The organism is Achromobacter sp. 413638 (assembly GCF_043119405.1).
Classification (GTDB): Bacteria; Pseudomonadota; Gammaproteobacteria; order Burkholderiales; family Burkholderiaceae_B; genus Achromobacter.
The window spans coordinates 61,479-82,003 of sequence record NZ_JBICCO010000022.1 but is presented as its reverse complement, the minus strand read 5'-3'; the positions used below and the strand labels follow the sequence as shown (position 1 = coordinate 82,003).

The window sequence follows — 20,525 nt, the reverse complement described above, 5'->3', positions numbered from 1 at the left end:
CCCCCCCCCCCCCCCCCCCCCCCCCCCCCCCCCCCCCCCCCCCTCGCCCGCCGCCTCAGGCCAGGCTGCGGAACGCCTGGTCCATGTCGGCGATCAGGTCTTCCTCGTGCTCCAGGCCGATGGAGACGCGGATCAGCCCTTCGGACACGCCGGCGGCGTCGCGCTCGGCCGCCGGCACGCCCGAGTGCGTGGTCGAGGCCGGATGGCAGACCAGCGATTCGGTGCCGCCCAGGCTCACCGCCGACTTGAACAGGCGCAGCGCGTTGATGAAGCGGAAGGCCTTGGCGCGGCCGCCGTCCAGCACGAAGGCGAAGGTCGAGCCCGCGCCGCTGCACTGGCGCCTGTACACGTCCTGGTAGGCGGCGTCGGCGATCAGTTCCGGGTGGTAGATGCGGACCGGCTCGTGCGGATTGCCGGCCAGCCACTGCGCCACCTTGCCGGCGGTGCGCGCGGCCTGTTTCATGCGCAGCACCACCGTTTCCATCGAGCGCGTGATCATCCAGCAGGAATGCGGATCCAGCTGCGAGCCGAACGCGCTGCGGATCGCGCGCACCTTCTTGATCAGCTCCTTGCCGCCGGTGACGCCGCCGGCCACCAGGTCGCTGTGGCCGCCGACGTACTTGGTCAGCGAATACACGCACAGGTCCACGCCGTGCTCGGCCGGCTTCTGGAAGATGGGACCGAGCAGCGTGTTGTCGCACACCGAGATCGGGCGATAACCGTGGCGCGATTCGAAGGCGTCCAGCTCGGCCTTCATGGCGGCGAAGTCGACCAGCGAATTGGTGGGATTGGCCGGCGTCTCGACGAAGAACAGCTTCACCGGCCCCTTGGCCGCGGCCGCTTCCAGCGCCTCGCGCATGCTGGCCGCCGACAGGCAGTCGCGCACCGGATGCGAGGCGATGCCCCACTCGGGGAATATCTTGGAAATCAGCGTCTCGGTGCCGCCATACAGCGGCACCGACTGCACCATCTGGTCGCCGGGCCGCAGGAAGGCCAGGAACACGGCGCTGATCGCCGACATGCCGCTGGAGGTCACGGCGGCCGCCTCGGAGCCGTCCAGCAGCGACAGGCGGTCCTCGACGATTTCCAGGTTGGGATGGTTGAAGCGGCTGTACACCAGGCCGGCCGACTCGCCTTGCGGCAGGGGCTTGCGGCCCGACACCAGATCAAAGAACTCGGCGCCGTCCTCGGCCGAGCGGAACGCGAAGGTGGACGTCAGGAACACCGGCGGCTTGACCGCGCCTTCGGACAGGAAGGGGTCGAAACCGTAGGACATCATCTGCGTCTCCGCGTGCAGGGGACGGCCGAAGATGTCTTTCTTGTGGTAGTTCGAATAGCTCATGCTGTGCCTCAGTATCGGATGGGACCGGCCTGCCGGGCGGGCGCGTAGTGCTCGGAAAACGATAGCGCCGGCGGGCTCGGGGTGCACAGAAGTATGGGCGCGCGCGCCCGTAATATTCTTTCCATTTGAATTGCCATGAATGGATAATGAGAAAGACTCTTTCCTTTACGGCGATTTCAATGAAAGACACTGCCTTGTTACATCAACTTGACGCGATCGATTGGAAAATCATGAAAATCCTTCAAGAAGATGGGCGCCTGTCCAACGCCGAACTGGCCGAGCGCGTGTCGCTGTCGGCTTCGCCCTGCTGGAAGCGGCTAAAGCGCCTGGAGTCGTCCGGCGTGATCCGCGGCTACCAGGCCGTGCTGGACCGACGCGCGCTGGGCATGGGCGTGGTGGCCTTCGTCAGCATCTCGCTGGAAAACCACACCGAGAAAACCTGCCAGGCATTCGAAGCCAGCGTCCTCGCCATGCCCGAGGTCATGGCCTGCCACAACACCACGGGCCAGCATGACTACCTGCTGCACATCATGGCGCGCGACTTCGACGCCTATTCGGAATTCGTGCGCAACCGGCTGCGCACGCTGCCGGGCGTGAAGGAACTGCTGAGCACGCTGTCCATGCACGAGGTCAAGTCCTCGACCCGGCTGCATCTCTGAGGGGCAATGTCATCTGGATGTAGCCAGCGCCGCCTAGAGTGTCGGTTCCGATTGAATCCCAAAGAGGACTCCTTTCATGAAATCGACTCTCCGCATCGCGGCGGCTGGCGCCTGCCTGTCCGCTCTGGCGCTCGCCGCCACGCCCGTCCGGGCAGCTTCCCCCACCGTCACCCTGTATGGCCTGATCGACACCGGCCTGCAATACGTCAGCAACGGCCCGGGCGGCCACAGCAAGACGGGCATCAGCACGGGCAACCTGAGCGGTTCGCGCTGGGGCCTGCGCGGCTCCGAGGACCTGGGCGGCGGCCTGTCCGCCATCTTCACGCTGGAAAACGGCTTCGACTCCAGCAACGGCCAGGCCATGCAGGGCGACCGCCTGTTCGGTCGCCAGGCCTATGTGGGCCTGTCCAGCAAGGACTGGGGCCGCTTCACGCTGGGCCGCCACAACACGCTGATGATCGAATGGATGAGCAAGTACAACCCATTCGACAACGCCAACTTCTCGATCAAGCGCCCCGACCCCGCCTTCTCCGACCGCAGCGACAACACCGCGATGTACGTGGGCAAGTTCGGCCCGGTCTCGGTGGGCGCGTACTACAGCTTCGGCTGGAACAACGACCAGTCCTTCAGCGACCGCAGCCTGGGCCGCATGGTCGGCGGCGGCCTGCGCTACAAATCGGGCGGCCTGGACGCCGGGCTGCTGTACCACGGCAAGAACGCCGACAAGCCCAAGACCGGCGCCGACAGCGGCAACCGCGAAGACCGCGTGATCGCCGCGCTGTCCTATGACTTCGACGGCCTGCAGCTCTACGCCGGCTATCGCTGGCTCGAACAGAAGCTGGCGCGGCGCGACTACAAGAACAACATGACCTGGCTGGGCGCGACCTACCTGCCGCGCCAGGATACTCGCCTGTCGTTCGCCGCCTATCACCTGGATGACGCGGTCTGCGACGACATGAACAACGCCGTCTGCCCGGCCGCGCAGGCGGCCGGCTCCGGCCAGAAGTCCACCATGTTCGTGCTGGGCAGCGAGCATGACCTGTCCAAGCGCACCACGCTGTACGCGGTGGCCGCCTACGTGATCAACGACGACAAGGCCGCCCTCAGCCTGCTGGGCGGCAAGTACGGCGCCAACGTCGAACCGGGCAAGAACCAGTTCGGCCTGAACCTCGGCCTGCGGCACCGGTTTTGAACGCGCCCGCCCCTGAATCGGGCGGCGCGGCCATCGCCGTGCGCGGCCTGCGCCACGCCTATAACGGCCACAGCGTGCTCGATGGCGTGGACCTGGACGTGCCGGCCGGCACGGTGCTGGCCCTGCTGGGCCCGTCGGGCTGCGGCAAGAGCACGCTGCTCAAGGCCCTGGCCGGGCTGCTGCGCCCGCAGTCCGGCAGCATCCGCATCGGCGGCCAGACCGCGTTCGACGGCCGCCGCCACGATCCGCCCGAAGCGCGCGGCCTGGGCATGGTGTTCCAGGACTACGCCCTGTGGCCGCACATGAGCGTGGCGCAGAACGTCGGCTTTCCGCTGGAAATGCGCGGCGTGCCACGGCGCGAGCGGCCCGGGCGGGTGGCCGAGGCGCTCGCGCTGGTCGGGCTGGAAGCGCTGGCCGGGCGCCGCCCGTCCGAGCTGTCCGGCGGCCAGCAACAGCGCGTCGCGCTGGCCCGCGCCATCGTCGCCCGCCCGCGCCTGCTGCTGTTCGATGAGCCGCTGTCCAACCTGGACCGCGACCTGCGCGAGACGCTATGCGCCGAGATCGGCGCGCTGCTGCGCCGCCTGGGCGCCACCGCCGTCTATGTGACGCACGACCACCAGGAAGCCCATGCGCTGGCGCACGTGATCGCGTGCATGCGGCACGGCCAAATAGTGCCCACCCCCGAAGCGCTGCGCGCTTCCCCCTCCAGGGGGCGCCACTGCGGACCGGCGGAGCCGGATCCGCGTGGCCCCGCAGCGTAGCGCCCGTTGCAAGCGCTGCCAATCGCGCCCCACTACTACGGACGATTAGAATGAATCTCTTGAATTCCCCCAAACTTCTCGCATCGCTCTTCATGACCTTCACGCTCGGATTGGCCGCAGGACCGGCCAAGGCGCTCACCGTATACACCGCCGGCCCCGGCGGCCTGATCAGGCAGCTGGCCGCCGGCTTCCAGGAAAAGACCGGCATCAAGGTCGACGTGTTCCAGGCCACCACCGGCAAGGTCATGGCGCGACTCGAAGCCGAGGCCGCCAACCCGCGCGCCGACGTACTGATCTCGGCCTCGTGGGACACCGCCCAGGACCTGGACCAGCGCGGCTGGCTGCTGCCCTACGAAAGCCCCAACGCGACCCAGGTGCCGGCGCGCTTCAAGGCGCCGTCCTATGTCGCCCAGGGCATCTCGGCGCTGGGCATAGTCTGGAACACCAAGAGCGGCACGCCCGAGCCGCGCGACTGGGCCGACCTGACCGGCCCCGGCTTCAAGCAAGCGGTGACCATGCCCGACCCGGCGCTGTCCGGCGCCTCGCTGGACCTGCTGCTGGGCCTGCAGAACGCCCAGGGCGAGGCGGCGTGGAAGCTGTTCGAGACGCTGCGCGACAACGGCATGACCATTTCCGGCCCCAATGCGCAGGCGCTGACGCCAGTGCTGCAAGGCGCCAAGGCCGCCGTGTTCGGCGCGGTGGACTATGTGTCCTACGCCAGCGTCGAAAAGGGCGAATCGGTGAAGGTGATCTTCCCGGCCGGCGGCACCGCCATCGCGCCGCGCCCCATGATGATCCTCAAGACCGCGCGCCAGCCCGACGAGGCGCGCAAGTTCGTCGACTACGTCTTGTCCGAGGAAGGCCAGCGCGCCGTGGCGGACGCCTGGCTGATGCCGGCGCGCCAGGACGTGGCGGCCAAGCGCCCCTTGTTCAAGGACCTGGCGTTGCTGCCCGAGGCCCAGGGCGCGTCCAGCGCGTCGCGCGCCGAGGTCCTCGCCCGCTTCGCCCGCATCTTTAGCCAATAGGTGTTGTGCCCCCCCGAAGCGCTACGCGCTTCCCCCCAGGGGCGCGGCTGCGGCCCGAAAAGGTGGGCCCCCCCCCGAAGCGCTCCGCGCTTCCCCCCAGGGGGCGCGGCTGCGGACCGGCAAAGCCGGCTCCGCGCCGCCGCGCTTGAGGAGGCATCGTCGAATGTCGTAATTCCGTATTCCCTTGCATGCTATGCGGGTGGGGTACCCGTGCAATAACAACCGAGCAATCATGAAGAGCGTATTCATCCTGGCGGCCGCCACCGTGGCCGCCCTGGGCGTGCTCGTCGCGCTGCCCGTGGCCTTCGTGGTCCTGCAGGCCGTGTTTCCGCGACTGGCCGAAGGCTCGCTGGGCGATCCCTTCGGCGCGTGGGGCGCGGTGCTGTCGCAGCCCGGCACGCTGGCGCTGGTCGGCGGCACGCTCAAGCTGGGCCTGTCCGTGGCGGCGGTCAGCGCCGCCATCGGCATCCCGCTGGGCGCGCTGCGCGGCCTGTTCCGCCTGCCGCTGGCGCGGCTGTGGGACCTGCTGTTCCTCATCCCCTTCCTGCTGCCGCCGTATATCGCGGCGCTGTCCTGGACCATGGCGCTGCAACCGCGCGGTTTCCTGCAACAGCTGGCGGGCTGGCACCTGGGTCCGCTGCTCTTCTCGCCCGCCGGCGTGGCGCTGGTGATGGGGCTGGCGATCTTTCCCGTGGTGTACTTCGCCGTGTCGCGCAGCATGGCGGCCTCGGGCTCCCGGCTGGCCGAGGCGGCGCGCGTGTTTGGCGCGGGGCCGTGGCGCGCCTTCTTCCGCGTCACGCTGCCGCTGTCGCTGCCGGCCATCGGCGCCAGCCTGCTGCTGGCCTTCACGCTGGCCATCGAGGAATACGGCGTACCGGCGGCGCTGGGCGCGCAGTCCGGCGTCAACGTGCTGACCACCGCCATCGAGCGCCGTCTGGCCGACTGGCCCATCGACCTGCCCGGCGCGGCGCTGCTGTCGCTGGTGCTGGTGGCCTTGGCGCTGACCGCTTTCGCGGTGCAGCGCGCGCTGCTTGCCGGGCGCGGTTTCGAGACCACCACCGGCAAGCCGGCGCCGCTGGCGCAGGCCGAGCTGGGCCCCTGGCGCCTGCCCGCGCTGCTGCTGTTCGCGCTGGTCGCGCTGGCGGCGGTGGCCGCGCCGCTGGCGTCCATGCTGGCGGCGGCGCTGACGCGCAACCTGTCCGGCGGACTGTCGCTCGCCAACCTGACGCTGGCCAATTTCGGCGCGCTGTTCCAGGCGCGCGGCGAGGCCTGGGACGCGCTGTCCACCAGCCTGTCGCTGGCGGCCGGCGCCGCGCTGCTGACCGGCGCGGTCGGCCTGCTGGCGGCCTGGTGCGTGGCCGGCCGCCACGTGCCGGGCGCCCCCGCCATCGACGGACTGGCGCTGCTGCCGGCGGCGCTGCCCGGCGTGGTGGTGGGCGTGGGCCTGATCCTGGCCTGGAACCAGCCCTTCTGGCCGGCCACGCCCTACGGCACCTGGGGCATCCTGCTGCTGTCCTATACCTGCCTGCTGCTGCCCTATCCCGTGCGCTACGTCGGCGCGGCGCTGGCGCAGATCGGCCCCAACCTGGAAGCGGCGGCGCGCGTGCACGGCGCCAGCGCCGCGCGCGCGCTGCGGCGCATCGTGCTGCCGCTGGTGCTGCCGGCGCTGGCGGCGTCCATGCTGATGGTGTTCGCGGTGGCCTCGCGCGAGCTGGTCACGTCGCTGCTGCTGGCGCCGGCCGGCGTGCAGACGGTGTCGATCCATGTGTGGCGCCAGTTCGAACAGGGTTCGGTGGGCGAAGGCATGGCCATGGCGACGGTGGCCGTGGCGGCCAGCCTGACGCTGATGCTGGGCGCGAGCGCCATCAGGCGGCGCGGCGAGGATTAGGCTGCGCGCGCCGCCGACCCATGCCTGGAGACCGGCTACAGCGCGCCCTGCACCACGCGGTTGCGGCCCTGGCGCTTGGCCTGGTAGAGGCCGCGGTCGGCCACCTGGATCAGGTCGGTGCAAGGCTGGTCTTCGCCGGGCAGCGCGGTGGCCGTGCCCACGCTGATCGTGAGCCAGGGGCCGCCGCCCGAGTCCTTCTGCGGGATCTGCATGGCTTCCACCGCGCGGCGCAGCTTCTCGGCCACCAGCCGCGCGCTGCCGGCCGGCGTACCGGGCAGCACCAGGGCAAATTCCTCGCCGCCGAAGCGCGCCGCCAGGTCGGTCGAGCGGTCGCAGCTGGCGAAGATGGTGTTGGCCACGCGCTTGAGCGCTTCGTCGCCGGCGATGTGGCCATAGGTGTCGTTGTAGGACTTGAAGTGGTCCACGTCGATCATCAACATGCTGATCTCGCGGCCGTCGCGACGCGCCCGCTGCCATTCGGCGTTCAGGTATTCATCGAAATAGCGGCGGTTGCCCAGCCCGGTCAGGCCGTCGGAATTGGTCAGGCGGCGCAGTTCCATATTGCTTTCCAGCAGCTGCTGCTGGCTCTGGCGCAGCGCCTGGTAGGCCTCGTCGCGCTGCACCAGCGCCAGGTAGGAGCGCGAGTGGTAGCGGATGCGCGCCACCAGCTCGATGGAATCGGGCAGCTTGACCAGGTAGTCATTGGCGCCGGTGGAGAAGGCCGCGCTCTTGATGGCCGGATCTTCCTTGGTGGAAAGCACGATGATGGGAATGTCGCGCGTCACAGGATGGTTGCGATATTCCTTGACCAGGCTCAGCCCGTCCACGCCCGGCAGCACCAGATCCTGCAGGATCACCGTGGGCCGGGTCTGGATGGCCACGGTCAGCGCCTTGTAGGGGTCCGAGCAATAGTGGAAGTCGATGTTGCCTTCCGTGGACAAGGCCCGCCTGATGGCTTCGGCGACCATGACCTGGTCGTCCACCAGCAGGACCATGGCGGCATGCGAATTCAGGTCGGCCGTGATCGGGCTGTCTATGGGAGGGTGCATGGTGCTTTCCTTGAATTACGTACTTTGTCTGGCTTGCATGCCGCTCAGGCAAAAGCCTTGATCAGGCGCGGCGCGATTTGGTCCAACGGCCGGATCTCCACGGCGGCCTGCATGGCCGCGGCCGCCTTCGGCATGCCATAGACGGCGCTGGTGGCCTAGTCCTGGGCGATGGTCAGGCAGCCGCGCTCGCGCAACGCCTTCAGCCCCCGGGCCCCGTCCTGCCCCATGCCCGTCAACAACACCCCCACCGCCATACCGCGCCAGTGCTCCGCCACGCTATGGAAAAATACATCAATGGAGGGCCGGTACAAGCTTTCCTTGGGCTTCTCGGTGTAACGCAGGGTACCATCGGCCAGCATATGCAGATGGTCGTCGGTGCCGGCCAGCAACACCTGTCCGGCGGCCGGTTTTTCGCCCTCGCGCACCAGCCTGACGGGCAGCGGCACCTGATCGTTGAGCCAATCCGCCATGCCGGCGGCAAACGAGGCATCCACATGCTGGACCAGCACGATGCCTGCCGGAAAATCCAACGGAATATCGCGTAACAACTGTGCCAGGGTGGCGGGCCCACCCGCCGAAGCGCCGATCACCAGCAGGCGCCGGGAATCCGGCTGTTCGCTGGGCCGGGCCACCGGCGTCAGCGTCGGCCGGCTGCCGTAGCGGCCGATCAGCCAGCCGATATTGCGGATCTTGCGCAGCAGCGGCGCCGCCGCGCCGCGCAGGTCGGCGCTGCCGACCACCGGCGTGTCGGCCGCGTCCAGCGCACCGTAGCCCATGGCGTCGAACACCCGCGCCGTGTGGCGCGCCACGTCGACCGTGACCACCACGATGGCGCAGGGCGTCTCGGCCATGATGCGGCGGGTGGCCTCGACGCCATCCATGACCGGCATGATCAGGTCCATCAGCACGACGTCGGGACGGTCGCGGGCGCATTGCTCGACGGCTTCCTGGCCGTTGGACGCCACCCAGGCCACTTCCAGGCCAGGCTCCAGCGCGATCGCCCGGCGCAGGGTTTCGACCGCGATCTGCAAATCGTTGACGATCCCGATTCTCACGTCTGCGCCCTTCCGATGAGGTCCTCGACGGCATCCAGCAGCGCGTCGTCGTGGAAACTGCCCTTGGCCAGGTAATAATCCGCGCCCGCGTCCAGCCCCCGCCTGCGATCCTCTTCGCGGTCCTTGTAGGACACTACCATTACCGGCAGGCTTTGCAAACGCGGGTCAGCCTTGATACGGGAAACCAGTTCGATGCCATCCATGCGCGGCATGTCCACGTCCGTGACCACCAGGTCGAAGGCATCGGAGCGCAGCATGTTCCAGCCATCCATGCCGTCCACCGCCACCGCCACCTCATAGCCCCGGTTGACCAGCAGCTTGCGCTCCAGCTCGCGCACGGTCAGTGAATCGTCGACCACCAGCACGCGCTTGCGCTTGCGCGCCTGGGCCACCTGGCCGCCGCCGTCCACCCGGGTCAGCCGGCCGCCCTCGATGAGTTTCTGCACCGACAGCAGCATATCCTCGACATCCAGGATCAAGAGCGGCCGGCCGTCGTCCATCAGCGCCCCGGCCATCACATCCTGCACCTTGCCCAGGCGCGGATCCAGCGGCTGCACGACCACGGTGCGCTCGCCCACGTAGCGGTCCACGGCGATGCCATACAGCCGCTCATGGTCGCCCACCAGCACCACGCAGACCGATTCGGCGGCCGGCGCGGGCTCGCCCGAGCGCAATATCTGGCGCGCCGAAACCAGCCCGACCTGCCGGTCCATGAAGCGGAAATGCTGGTGCCCCTCGAGCTGCTCGATATCGGCCGCCGACACCTGCAGCGCGTGGCTGACGTAAGCCAGCGGGAACGCGTAGATCTCGTTCTGCACCTCGACCAGCAGGCTGCGCACGACCGACAGCGACAGCGGCATCTCCAGCACGAAACGCGTGCCCTGCCCGGTGTGCTGGTGCACGCGAACCGCGCCACGCAGCTGCCGCACCATGTTCTGGACTACGTCCAGCCCCACGCCGCGTCCGGAAATCTCGGTGACTTCGCCGCGCGTGCTGAAACCGGACAGGAACAGGAACTCCAGCAGTTCGGCCTCGCTCAGGCGCGCGGCCGTCTCGGCGTTGGTCAGCTTGCGCTGCACCACCTCGACCCGCAGCCGGTCCAGCGAGATGCCGCCGCCGTCATCCGACAGCTCGATCAACAACATGCCGGCGGCATGCCGCGCGGACAGGCGGATCAGGCCTTCCGGCGGCTTGCCGGCCTCGATGCGGTCCATCGGCATCTCGATGCCATGGTCCACCGCATTGCGCAGCAGGTGCATCAGCGGCGCGTCCAGCTTGTCCAGGATGTCGCGGTCGACCTGGGTGGACTCGCCATCGACCTCCAGTCGCACCTGCTTGCCCAGCGAGCGTCCCAGGTCGCGCACCATGCGCGCCATGCCGCCCAGGCCATCGCCGAAGGGCCGCATGCGGCAGGCCAGCGCCGTGTCGTACAAGCGCTGCGCCAGATGCCCCATGCGCCAGCCGAACTCGTCGACCTCGGCCGTGCGTTCGGCCAGCTCGCGCTCGGACTGCTCGACGATGCGCTGGGCGTCGTCCAGCGCCGCCTGCACCCGCGCGTCGACCGTCTGGCCGGCCAGCGCCGCGCGCACGCCGTCCAGCGCCTGCCCGGCGCCCGCCTGCATGCGCCGCAGCCGCAGCATGGATGCGCTGAACGGCGCGATCCAGTGCGATTCGACCAGCGTCTCGCTGGACAGTCCCAGCAGCTTGTTCAAGGTATCGGCCGTGACGCGCAGCACGCGCTCGCCTTCGGCCAGCGCCTGGTCGCTCGACCGCCGCAGCGGCGCCGGCTCGGGCGGCGCTGGCGGTGGATCGCCCGGCCGCTGCAGCGGCGGCAGGAAGTCTGACGGCCGGGGCTCGCGCGGCGGCGCAGGCGATGCATCGGGCGGCAGGTTGGGCGCGTTGCTCAGGCGCTCGACCAACTGGTCGATCTCCGCGCCCAGCTCGACGCCGGGCGTGGCCACGCGCTGCAGCAGGTCCGTGCCCAGCAGCAGCGCGTCGATATCGCTGGCCTGCAGGCGCAGCCGGCCTTCCTGCGCCGCCACCAGGCAGTCTTCCATCGCGTGCGCGATACGCACCGCCGGATGCAGGTCGACGATGCGCGCCGCCCCCTTGAGCGAATGCGCCGCGCGCATGCAGGCTTCCAGCTGCGCGGCCGACGTCGGGTCGTGCTCCAGCGCCAGCAGGCCGTTGTTCAGCACCTGCACCTGGGTGCGGGTTTCCAGCTGGAACAGTTCCAGCAGGGACGCGTCTCGCATCTGGTCCGGGTTCACGCCAGACTCCGTTCCAAAGCCTGCATCAGCAGGGTTTCATCCAGGACGCCCACGCTGTGGCCGCCGCAGCGCGCCACCCCGCGCGAGTATTTCAGGCTGGCGCCCGCCACCGTGGCTGGCAAGGGTTCCAGCCGCTCCAGATCGACGGAATGAATGCCCTCGACCTCGTCCACCGGCAGCACCACGGCGCGGCCCGCGCCGCCGAAGATCAGCATGCGCGCGGCGCCGGCGCGCTCGCGCGGTTCGGGACCCGCCGCCTCCAACCCGAGCAGCCGCGCCAGCGACAGGCAGACTGTCAGCGTGCCGCGCACATTGGTCACGCCCAGCACCGCCGGGTCGCGCCGGTGCGGCAGCGGCAGGACGGGACGCGCGGCGGCCACCTCGTCCAGCGCCCGGGTCGGCAAGCCCAGCCATTCGCGGTGCAGACGGAATACCAGCAACGAGGCGCGCCGCAACGCGGGTTCGCCCGCCGTCGCGGCGGCGTCGCCGGCGGCATCGGCGCCCTCCAGCTCGACCTGCGGCGGCAGGCGGTCGAGGATGCGCCTGGCGGCGCTGGCGTACACCGGGCAATTGCGGCAGTGCACGTACTCGGGCAGTTTTGGACAGCTTTGGTCGCCGCGGATGCCGATGCGGTTCCAGCAGTCGTCCACGTCCGCCAGCGCGGCATGCAGTTCAGTCACGTCGGGCCTCCTGGCGCGCCGCGCGCGCCTGCAGCCTGCGCGCGCTCTCGTGGTCGCCTTCCGAGGCGACCAGCGCGGCCAGATGCAGCAGGGCTTCGCGATGATTGGGCTGCAGGTACAGGACCTTGCGGTAAGCGGCCTGCGCCTGGCGGGCATCGCCCGCCGCATCCTGCAGCAGGCCTTGCAGATAGAAGCCGTCGGCGCTCGCGCCATAGCGTTCCAGGTGCGCGCCGCAGCGCGCGATCGCGTCCTTCACGCGCCCCTGGTCCGCCAGCGCCTCGATCTGGCGCAGCGAGATTTCGGCCTCGGATTCCGATTTGGCCGCGACGGCTACGACCGGCGCGGCCGGCGGCGCCGCAGGGCGGGCCGGATGGGGCATGGGTCGGAGCGGCGCGGGCGGGCGCGGCGCGGGGACGCGCGATGCCGGCTGCGCCGGCAAGCCCGCGGGCTTGAACAGGGAGGCAGCGGCCGGCGCCGCATCGGGGCGCGGCCGCGCCAGGAAGGCGAAGCAATGCGGCATCGCCACCGGCGGCAACCGGCGCGCCGTGAGCAGGCTGGTTTCGGCCGGGCCCACGAACAGCACGCCATCCTCGCGCGTGTGACGCCTGAGCACCTGCACGGCGCGCTCCTGGGTAGCCTGATCGAAATAGATCAACAGGTTGCGGCAGAACACGAAGTCGTAGGCCGGCGCGTGAGCCAGCAGGCCGGCGTCGAACAGATTGCCCGACTGGAAGCGCACCCGCTCCATCACCTGCGCGGACAGCTGGTGGCCGTCGCCGGTCTCGGTGAAATAGCGGTCCCGGTAGTCCAGCGCGTCGCCACGGAAGGAATTGCGCCCGTACAGGCCCCGGCGCGCGAACTGGACCACGCGCTCGCTGATGTCCAGCGCATCGATCTGGAAGCGCGAGGCCGGCACGCCGGCGTCCAGCAGGGCCATGGCGATGGAATACGGCTCCTCGCCGCTCGAACAGGGCAGGCTCAGCACGCGCAGCACACGCTCGTCGGCCGCGCCTGCGCCGAACAGCCGCTCGCAGGCCAGCTGCGCCATCGCCTGCTGCGACTCCGGATAGCGGAAGAACCAGGTCTCGGGCACGACCACCGATTCGATCAGCAGCTGCATCTCGGCGGGCGAGGCCTGCACCCGCATCAGGTAGTCGCGCTCATCGTCCACGCCGGTCGCGCTCATGCGGTGGCGCACGGCGCGCTCGACCGCGGCCGCGCCGATCGAGCGGCTGTCCAGCCCCATCTTGCGCTTGAGCAGGCCGCTGAACTCGTCGACCAGCATCATGACGCCGCTCCCGGCCGCGCGGCATCGGGCGCGGGATACAGCAGCGCCCGCGCCTCGGGCGGCAACAGGTCATCGACGGTCACGGCCTGCACCATGCCGGCGGCGTCGGACAGGACCGGACCGAGATAGCGCGCCTGCCGGTTGTCCAGCGCCAGCGGCCGGAAAGCGGCCGGGTCGAAGTGCACGGTTTCGGTCGCCTGCTCCAGGATCAGCCCCAGCACCCGCTCGCCGCCCAGGGCCGGCGCGCGATAGCGCAGCAGCGCCAGCCGCGTGCTGGTGACAGTAGCGGCCTGGCCGCAGCCGGCCAGCGCGCTCATGTCGATGACCGGCACGCCCTCGCCGCGCCTGGACAACAGGCCCGCCACCCACGCCGGCGTGCCCGGCACGCGCTTGAGCGGACGCCAGCCCAGCACCTCGATGATGTCGGCCGCGTCGAGCGCATAGCGGTCCCGGCCGATGCGAAACAGCAGGTAAAGCCGTCGTCCCGTGGACGCGGCGGCCGGCGGCGCGGACAGGGATTCGGTCATGATGGCGGTCACACCTTGAAGCGGGACACGCCGCTGCGCAGGTCGTTGGCCACCAGCGTCAGTTCCTCGATGGCCAGGCTGGACTGGCGCAGCGATTCCACGGTCTGCTGCGCGGCGTCGCTGAGCTGCTGCAGGGCCTGGTTGATCTGCTCCGCGCCGGTGGCCTGGGCCTGCATGCCTTCGTTGACCATCTGCACGCGCGGCGCCAGCGTCTGCACCTGCTGGATGATCTGCGACAGCTGATCGCCGACCTGCTGCATGTCGGCCATGCCGCGCCGCACTTCCTCGGAGAACTTGTCCATGCCCATCACGCCGGCCGAGACCGAGGACTGGATTTCGCGCACCATCTGCTCGATGTCATAGGTGGCGACGGCGGTCTGGTCGGCCAGGCGGCGGATCTCGGTGGCCACGACCACGAAGCCGCGGCCATACTCGCCGGCCTTTTCCGCCTCGATGGCGGCGTTCAGCGACAGCAGGTTGGTCTGGTCGGCCACCTTGGTGATCGTGGTCACGACCTGGGTGATGTTGCCGGCCTTCTCGTTCAGGATGGCCAGCTTGGCGTTGACCGAGCCGGCCGCGTCCACCACGTTGCGCATGGTGTCTTCCATGCGCGCCAGGCCGACCTGGCCGCTGCCGGCCAGCGAGGCGGTCTGCTCGGCCGCGCCCGACACCTCGGTCATGGTGCGCACCAGCTCGCGCGAAGTGGCGGAAATCTCGCGCGAGGTGGCGCCGATCTCGGTGGTGGTGGCCGCCACTTCGGACGCGGTGGCCTGCTGCTGCTTGGACGTGGCCGCGATTTCGGTGACCGAGGTGGCGACCTGCACGGCCGAGCGCTGGGTCTTGCCGACCAGGCCGGTCAGCTCGTCCACCATGCCGTTGAAGCCGGTTTCGATGGCGTTGAATTCGTCCTTGCGCGCCAGGCGCAGGCGACGGCTGAGATCGCCGCTGCCGGTCAGTTCCAGGGTGCGGACGATGTCGCGCATGGGATCGACGATGGCGCGCAACAGCAGGTAGCCGCAGATGATGGCCGCGACGATGGCCATGGCCAGCGAGATCAGCATGCCGTATTCGGCGGTGTCCACGGCCTTGCCGATGCTGGTGCTGGACAGGTCGGCCTGCGCCTTGTTGGCCGCCACGATCTGGGCGATCAATTCGCGTCCGGAATAGAAGGCGGGGCGCAACTCGGTCTTGATCCGGGCCTCAATGCGCGCCTGGTCGACCTGCCCGGAAGCGCCCAGGATGTCGCCGCGGATGCGCTTGTATTCCTGCAGCGCCTTCTCGAAGCTCTCGAACATCTTGATGTCGTCGGCGCGCGACATGGTGCGGCGGTAATGCTCGACGTTGGCATCGAGCGCCTGATCGCTTTTCGGCAGCGTGTCGAGCAGCGTGCGGCGCTCCTGCTCGGTGTCCGCGCGAAAGGCGTCCTGCAGCGCCACGAAGCCGCCGAACCAGGCCGAGCGGATCTCGGTGCTGTAGTACAGGCCCGGCACCGCGTCATCCCTGATGGTCATGGCCTCGGCCTCGATGTGCAGCAGCCGACGGTAGTCGACCACCACCATCAGCGTCATGATGGCCAGGATGACCAGGAAGCTGGCGAGGATGCGTTGGCGCAGAGTCAGATTCTTCATGCCGGGGGACCTTGTGCGAAAACGGCGCGGTCCGTCATGCGGGCCGCGCCGAGGGATGTTCCGGCGCCGCTTGCGGCGACGCTGGCCCCCCGTCCATTACGGAGGTGTTCAAAGATCCAACAATTATTGCAAAGCCGTCGCCGGCAAGCCATGAAAATAGGGGGGCAACCCCCAATAAAGCCCGTTCCCGTCGGGAAAAAGCAAAGCTCGGTTACAACGGGCTTGTCTTTTTCCCTGTCAGACCGTACCGAAGCCGGCAGTCCGGCCCCGGTTCTCGCGCCGTTCAACCGGCCCAGAGCGCCGTCGGCGGCCGGGCCGACACCCAGTCCCGCGCCTGCCCGTAAGCATGGGCCAACCGCAACACGTCGAGGTCGCCCTGGGGCGGCCCGATCAGCTGCAATCCCGCCGGCAGGCCGGCCTGGCCGAAGCCGGCCGGCACGCTGATCACCGGGCAGCCGGACAGCGTCCAGGGCGTCACCACCTCCATCCAGCGGTGGTAGGTGTCCATGTCGCGGTCCGCGATCCGCTTGGGCCAGTCCAGCTCGGCGTCGAAGGGAAAGACCTGGGCCGTGGGCACGGCCAGATAGTCGAACTCCTCGAACATGGCCAACACCGTCTGATACCAGGCGCTGCGCTCGGTGGATGCCTGATAGACCTGCTGCGCGGTCATGCCTGACAAGCCCTCCACTTCCCAGACCAGCGCCGGCTTGACCAGCGCGCGCTTGGCCGGATCCTGCAGCAGCGCCTGGAACTGGCCGCCCACCATCAGGTGGCGATGCACCAGCCAGATGCGCCACAGACGCTCGCCGTCGAACGGCACGCAATGGGCGTCGACCTCGCAGCCCACCGTCCGCAGATCCTCCAGCGCCGCCTCGCACAGCGCCAGCACCCCCGGCTCCATCGGCAGGTGGCCGCCCCAGTCGCCCAGCCAGCCGATGCGCTTGCCGCGCAGGTCGGCGTCCAGCGGCTGCGCGAACTGCGCCGGATCGCCGGTCAGCGACAAGGGCACGCGGCGGTCATGGCCGGCCAGCACCGACAGCATCAACGCCACGTCGCGCGGGCTGCGACCCATCGGCCCTTCGTAGGCCAGCTGCTTGAGGAACACTTCCGGCGCCGGGCCGTAGGGCACGCGGCCCGCCGAGGGCCGGAAACCGTAAACATTGCAGAAGCCCGCCGGATTGCGCAGCGAGCCGCCAAAGTCGCTGCCGTCGGCCACCGGCAGCATGCGCGCCGCCAATGCCGCGGCCGCCCCGCCGCTGCTGCCGCCGGCGCTGCGCGTCAGGTCATAGGGATTGCGGGTGATGCCGTAGACCTGGTTGTAGGTATGCGAACCCAGGCCGAACTCGGGCACGTTGCTGCGCCCGATGAAGATCGCGCCGGCCGCGCGCATGCGTTCGGCGATGATGGAATCGTGCGCCGTCACCTGATCCTTGAACACCAGTGAGCCCATCGACGTCACCATGCCGCGCACCGCCGTCAGGTCCTTGGGGGCCTGCGGCACGCCGTGCAGCCAGCCCCGCCAATGGCCGGCCGCCAGCTCGGCGTCACGGACATCGGCTTCGCGCAGCAGCGCGTCGCTGTCCCGGCGCGCCACGATGGCGTTGACCGCCGGATTGACGCGGTCGATATGCGTCAGATAGGCGGCCATGACTTCACGGCACGACACATGACGCTGGCGTATGGCATCCGACAGAGCCTGCGCCGACAGGGCGACGATATCGTTCAGGGCCGGCTGGGCGGCGGCTGCATGCATGCTTTTCTCCTTGTGGCGCGGCCTGCGGCGGCGCGCTGTCGTTTTGTCGGGCCGAGGCATCGTGGCCCCGGTCCCCGCGCATATACTACGCCGCGCGGCCGTTCGCGGCAGCGCGAAACTGCGGCGCCAGACATCGGACCGGCTCGGGCGCTCGAGTTGCGCGTGGTCCGAGGACGGGCCGCCGGCCGCGCATTCACGCAAATAGGAATTTATTTCGTTATCGCGAAAAGCGGGGGCAGTTTGCGTCGACGCACCGCCCTTCAGGGGAACAGGCGCTGCGCCAGATGGTCGATGAAGACCCGCAGCTTGGGAGAAACATGCCGGCTCGCCGGCCACAACGCCCACAAGGTGCCGTTGCCCCGGGTGCGCTCTTCCATCACGATGCGCAGACTGCCCTCGGCCAGCTCCCGGCGCACGGTGAAGTCCGGCAGGCAGACAATGCCCTGCGCGTTCAGCGCCAGGTGGATACGCATCTCCACGCTATTGCAGACCAGCGTCAGCGGCAGTTCGGGCGCCTGCGCCTCGGCCGCCGTCTTCAGCGGCCAGCGCTCGAGCCGGCCGGTGCTGGGATAGCGGTAATGCAGGCAGGCGTGGCGATGCAGGTCGGCGGCCTTGCGCGGCTCGCCGTGCTGGCGCAGGTACTCGGGCGACGCCACCAGGATGCGGCGGAACGCGCCCAGCCGCCGGCGCTTGAGCCCGGAATCGTCCATCTCGCCCGTGCGCACCACAGCGTCATAGCCGTCGCCGATCACGTCGACCATGCGGTCGGTGAAATCCAGGTCCAGCGATACGTCGGGATAGCGCTGCATGAACTCGGCGATGGCCGGCTCGAACAGGCCGCTGTAGCGCGGCAGGCTCACCCGCAGCTTGCCGCGCGGCGCATCGGACGCCTCTGACAGCTCCAGCTCGGCCGCTTCGACCTCGCACAGGATGCGGCGGCAGCGCTCCAGGAACATCTCGCCTTCCGGCGTCAGCGCGATATGCCGCGTGCTGCGGTGGAACAGCCGCACCTTCAGCCGTTCCTCCATGCGCGCCACGCTCTTGCCCACCGCCGATGGCGACACGCCCAGCACGCGTCCCGCCTCGGAGAAACTGCGCGTTTCCGCCACCAGCACGAACACGCTGATGCCGCTCAGGCTGTCCATCGCTACCGCTCCCTGGCTTGCCGCGACGGTGCCGCGGACTTCTGCATTACGGACTTCAATGTCCTGAATATTCGGAATACTAGCCTGTTTTTCTTTAACGGCCAGCCCCCTATTCTTGCCGGGACCGTGGCGCCAGGCGCGCCTCTCCTCTTGGCTTCCCGCAACATGACGACTGACCCGAACTCCGTTTCCTCGACTTCCCGGCGCTGGCTGCAGCTGCTTTCCGCCTGCCTGACCGCCCTGCTCATTCCGCTCTGCTTCACCGGCCCGGCCGTGGTGCTGCCGTCCATCAGCCAGGCCCTGGGCGGCACACCCGTCGAGCTGAACTGGGTGCTCAACGGCTACATCCTGGCCTATGGCAGCGTCATCATGGTGGCCGGCAGCCTGGTCGACCTGATCGGCCCGCGCCGCGTCTGGCTGCTGGGACTGGCGCTGTTCTGCGCCGCCACTTTCCTGCTGCCGCTGGCGCCGTCGGTCTTCTGGATGGACGTGCTGCGGCTGGTCCAGGGCACGGGCGGCGCGGCCGCCTTCGCCGCCGCCATGTCCTCGCTGGCGCCGCTGTTCCACGGCGCGGCGCGCGCCCGCGCCTTCAGCCTGCTGGGCACCACCTTTGGCATCGGCCTGTCCTTCGGTCCGCTGGCCTCCGGCTGGCTGGTGGAAGCAGCGGGATGGCATTGGGTGTTCCTGGCCACCGGCCTGGTCGGCCTGCTGGGCGCGGCGCTGGTGGCGGCCAGCGTGCGCGCGGCGCCCGCCGGCATGCGCGGCCGGCTCGACTGGCGCGGCGCGCTGTGCTTCACCGGCGCGCTGGGCCTGTTCACCTGCGGCATGCTGCTGGCGCCCGAAACCGGCTGGCGCAGCCCCGGCGTGCTCGCCGCGCTGCTGGCCTCGGCCGTGCTGGCCGTGGCCTTCGTGCGCGTCGAGCGCCGCATCGCCAGCCCGCTGCTGGAGCTGGGCCTGTTCCGCAACGCCCGCTTCGTCGGCGTGCAGGCGCTGGCCGCCTCGCCCGCCTTTCTTTTCATCGCGCTGATCGCCATGCTGCCGGGACGCTTCATCGGCATGGACGGCTACGGCGCGCTGGCGGCCGGCCAGCTCATGATCGGCCTGGCCGCGCCGCTGCTGGTCGTGCCCTTCCTGGCCGCGCTGCTGACGCGCTGGTTCAGCCACGGCCTGCTGTCGGCGGCGGGCCTGCTGGTCGCGGGCGGCGGCCTGCTCATGCTGGACGACGCCCTGGCGCAAGGCGGCGGCCTGCTCCTGCCCATGGGCCTGATCGGCGCCGGCATCGGCCTGCCCTGGGGCCTGATGGATGCGCTGGCGGTCAGCGTGGTGGACAAGGACAAGGTCGGCATGGCCACCGGCATCTTCAACACGGTGCGGGTGTCGGCCGACGGCGTGGCCATCGCGGTGCTGAGCGCGCTGCTGGCCTTCCTGATCCAGGCGCGGCTGGGCGCGGCGCTGCCCGCCGACCCCGCGTTGGCCCTGGCCGCGAACCGCGCCGCGCTGGGTCAGCTGGCCGAGGCGTCCGCCCTGCTGCCGGGCGCGGCCGACCTGCTGCGCCAGAGCTACGGCCAGGCCTTCGGCATCGTGCTGCGGGTGCTGGCGGCCATCGCGGCGCTGACCGCCGTGCTGATCTACGCGCTGCTCGGCAGGCGCGAAGGCGCGCTCGCCGGCGGCCGGGTCACGGCCTGAGCGTCCGCCCTGCCCCGGGAGCATGCGTGCCGCCGGGACCGGCCCGCCCCGCTCGCCGCGAGGCGCGACTTGCCCGCCGCCACGCTTGCGCCAGATCAAGCCGGGTCGCTGTGGCGCGCTCTAAGATCGCCTGCCTTCACTTCCGCCCGGAGACGATCCTGGACACGCCGCCCCTCTGCACTGAAGACGATATCCGGGACCTGGTCGAGACCTTCTATGGCAAGGTCCGGTCCGACGCGCTCCTGGGACCGGTGTTCAACGGCATGGTCCACGACTGGGACGAGCACCTGACGCGGCTGTCGGATTTCTGGTCGGCCGTGCTGCTGGGCACGCGGCGCTTTGCCGGCATGCCCATGCCCACGCACGTGGCCATGCCCAATCTCAGCGCCGCCTTGTTCGAACGCTGGCTGGTCCTGTTCGGCCAGACCACCGCCGCGCTGCCCAACCGCCCGATGGCCGACGCCGCGATGCAGATGGCGCAGCGCATGGCGCGCAGCCTCTGGTACGGCTACCAGCTGAGCCGCGATCCCAGCCTGCCGCTGGCCGAGTTGCGGCCGGCCACGCCGCCCCACTGACG

At 69.7% G+C, this 20,525-nt stretch carries 16 protein-coding genes and 1 pseudogene; 7 read left to right on the top strand and 10 right to left on the bottom strand.

Going from position 1 to position 20,525, the window contains the following annotated elements; all coding sequences use genetic code 11:
- Positions 1–55: 55 nt before the first annotated feature.
- Positions 56–1,342 (bottom strand): cystathionine gamma-synthase family protein, encoded by a 1,287-nt coding sequence (locus ACEU5R_RS11645; RefSeq protein ID WP_103274766.1) that lies wholly within the window; start codon positions 1,340–1,342, stop codon positions 56–58.
- A gap of 179 nt (positions 1,343–1,521) precedes the next feature.
- On the opposite strand from ACEU5R_RS11645, the gene ACEU5R_RS11640 reads away from it, so the two are divergent.
- The 5 genes from ACEU5R_RS11640 to ACEU5R_RS11620 all read left to right on the top strand — a co-directional run bounded on the left by ACEU5R_RS11640 (position 1,522) and on the right by ACEU5R_RS11620 (position 6,867).
- Complete coding sequence (locus ACEU5R_RS11640; protein ID WP_103274767.1) at positions 1,522–2,001, top strand: Lrp/AsnC family transcriptional regulator; 480 nt, start codon at positions 1,522–1,524, stop codon at positions 1,999–2,001.
- A 76-nt stretch (positions 2,002–2,077) separates the two neighbouring features.
- On the top strand, positions 2,078–3,193 hold the full coding sequence (locus ACEU5R_RS11635) for a porin (protein WP_392410261.1): 1,116 nt from the start codon (positions 2,078–2,080) through the stop codon (positions 3,191–3,193).
- On the top strand, positions 3,190–3,954 hold the full coding sequence (locus ACEU5R_RS11630) for an ABC transporter ATP-binding protein (RefSeq protein WP_392410259.1): 765 nt from the start codon (positions 3,190–3,192) through the stop codon (positions 3,952–3,954). Before ACEU5R_RS11635 ends, ACEU5R_RS11630 begins: the two co-directional genes overlap by 4 nt.
- A gap of 92 nt (positions 3,955–4,046) precedes the next feature.
- Complete coding sequence (locus ACEU5R_RS11625) at positions 4,047–4,979, top strand: ABC transporter substrate-binding protein (protein ID WP_392410257.1); 933 nt, start codon at positions 4,047–4,049, stop codon at positions 4,977–4,979.
- Between the two features lie 232 nt (positions 4,980–5,211).
- Positions 5,212–6,867 carry an ABC transporter permease gene (locus ACEU5R_RS11620; RefSeq protein ID WP_392410255.1) on the top strand — a complete coding sequence of 552 codons (1,656 nt, stop codon included), beginning with the start codon at positions 5,212–5,214 and terminating at the stop codon, positions 6,865–6,867.
- A gap of 35 nt (positions 6,868–6,902) precedes the next feature.
- On the opposite strand, the gene ACEU5R_RS11615 is transcribed toward ACEU5R_RS11620, so the two are convergent.
- The 9 genes and pseudogenes from ACEU5R_RS11615 to ACEU5R_RS11575 form a co-directional block, all read right to left on the bottom strand.
- Positions 6,903–7,916, bottom strand: a complete 1,014-nt coding sequence (locus tag ACEU5R_RS11615; RefSeq protein WP_392410253.1) for a diguanylate cyclase — start codon at positions 7,914–7,916, stop codon at positions 6,903–6,905.
- Positions 7,917–7,960: 44 nt separating this feature from the next.
- Positions 7,961–8,971 (bottom strand): annotated as a pseudogene (locus ACEU5R_RS11610) (chemotaxis response regulator protein-glutamate methylesterase).
- Positions 8,968–11,241 (bottom strand): hybrid sensor histidine kinase/response regulator, encoded by a 2,274-nt coding sequence (locus tag ACEU5R_RS11605; protein WP_392410251.1) that lies wholly within the window; start codon positions 11,239–11,241, stop codon positions 8,968–8,970. The pseudogene ACEU5R_RS11610 and the gene ACEU5R_RS11605 overlap by 4 nt, the downstream one beginning before the upstream one ends.
- Positions 11,238–11,921, bottom strand: a complete 684-nt coding sequence (locus tag ACEU5R_RS11600) for a chemotaxis protein CheW (protein ID WP_233772463.1) — start codon at positions 11,919–11,921, stop codon at positions 11,238–11,240. The genes ACEU5R_RS11605 and ACEU5R_RS11600 overlap by 4 nt, the downstream gene beginning before the upstream one ends.
- On the bottom strand, positions 11,914–13,209 hold the full coding sequence (locus tag ACEU5R_RS11595; protein WP_392410249.1) for a CheR family methyltransferase: 1,296 nt from the start codon (positions 13,207–13,209) through the stop codon (positions 11,914–11,916). Before ACEU5R_RS11595 ends, ACEU5R_RS11600 begins: the two co-directional genes overlap by 8 nt.
- Positions 13,206–13,736, bottom strand: a complete 531-nt coding sequence (locus ACEU5R_RS11590) for a chemotaxis protein CheW (protein ID WP_392410247.1) — start codon at positions 13,734–13,736, stop codon at positions 13,206–13,208. The genes ACEU5R_RS11595 and ACEU5R_RS11590 overlap by 4 nt, the downstream gene beginning before the upstream one ends.
- Positions 13,737–13,744: 8 nt before the next feature.
- A complete protein-coding gene (locus ACEU5R_RS11585; RefSeq protein ID WP_103274777.1) occupies positions 13,745–15,364 on the bottom strand; it encodes a methyl-accepting chemotaxis protein in 1,620 nt (539 codons plus the stop codon).
- A gap of 283 nt (positions 15,365–15,647) precedes the next feature.
- On the bottom strand, positions 15,648–17,117 hold the full coding sequence (locus ACEU5R_RS11580) for an amidase (protein ID WP_392410244.1): 1,470 nt from the start codon (positions 17,115–17,117) through the stop codon (positions 15,648–15,650).
- A gap of 260 nt (positions 17,118–17,377) precedes the next feature.
- Entirely contained in the window at positions 17,378–18,262 is an 885-nt protein-coding gene (locus ACEU5R_RS11575; protein WP_103274779.1) for a LysR substrate-binding domain-containing protein, read from the bottom strand.
- A gap of 165 nt (positions 18,263–18,427) precedes the next feature.
- On the opposite strand from ACEU5R_RS11575, the gene ACEU5R_RS11570 reads away from it, so the two are divergent.
- Both ACEU5R_RS11570 and ACEU5R_RS11565 read left to right on the top strand, forming a co-directional pair.
- Complete coding sequence (locus ACEU5R_RS11570; RefSeq protein ID WP_392410242.1) at positions 18,428–19,948, top strand: MFS transporter; 1,521 nt, start codon at positions 18,428–18,430, stop codon at positions 19,946–19,948.
- 158 nt (positions 19,949–20,106) lie between these two features.
- The gene (locus ACEU5R_RS11565; RefSeq protein WP_392410264.1) at positions 20,107–20,523 is read left to right on the top strand and encodes a group III truncated hemoglobin; all 417 of its coding nucleotides are present in this window, start codon (positions 20,107–20,109) and stop codon (positions 20,521–20,523) included.
- Positions 20,524–20,525: the final 2 nt, after the last annotated feature.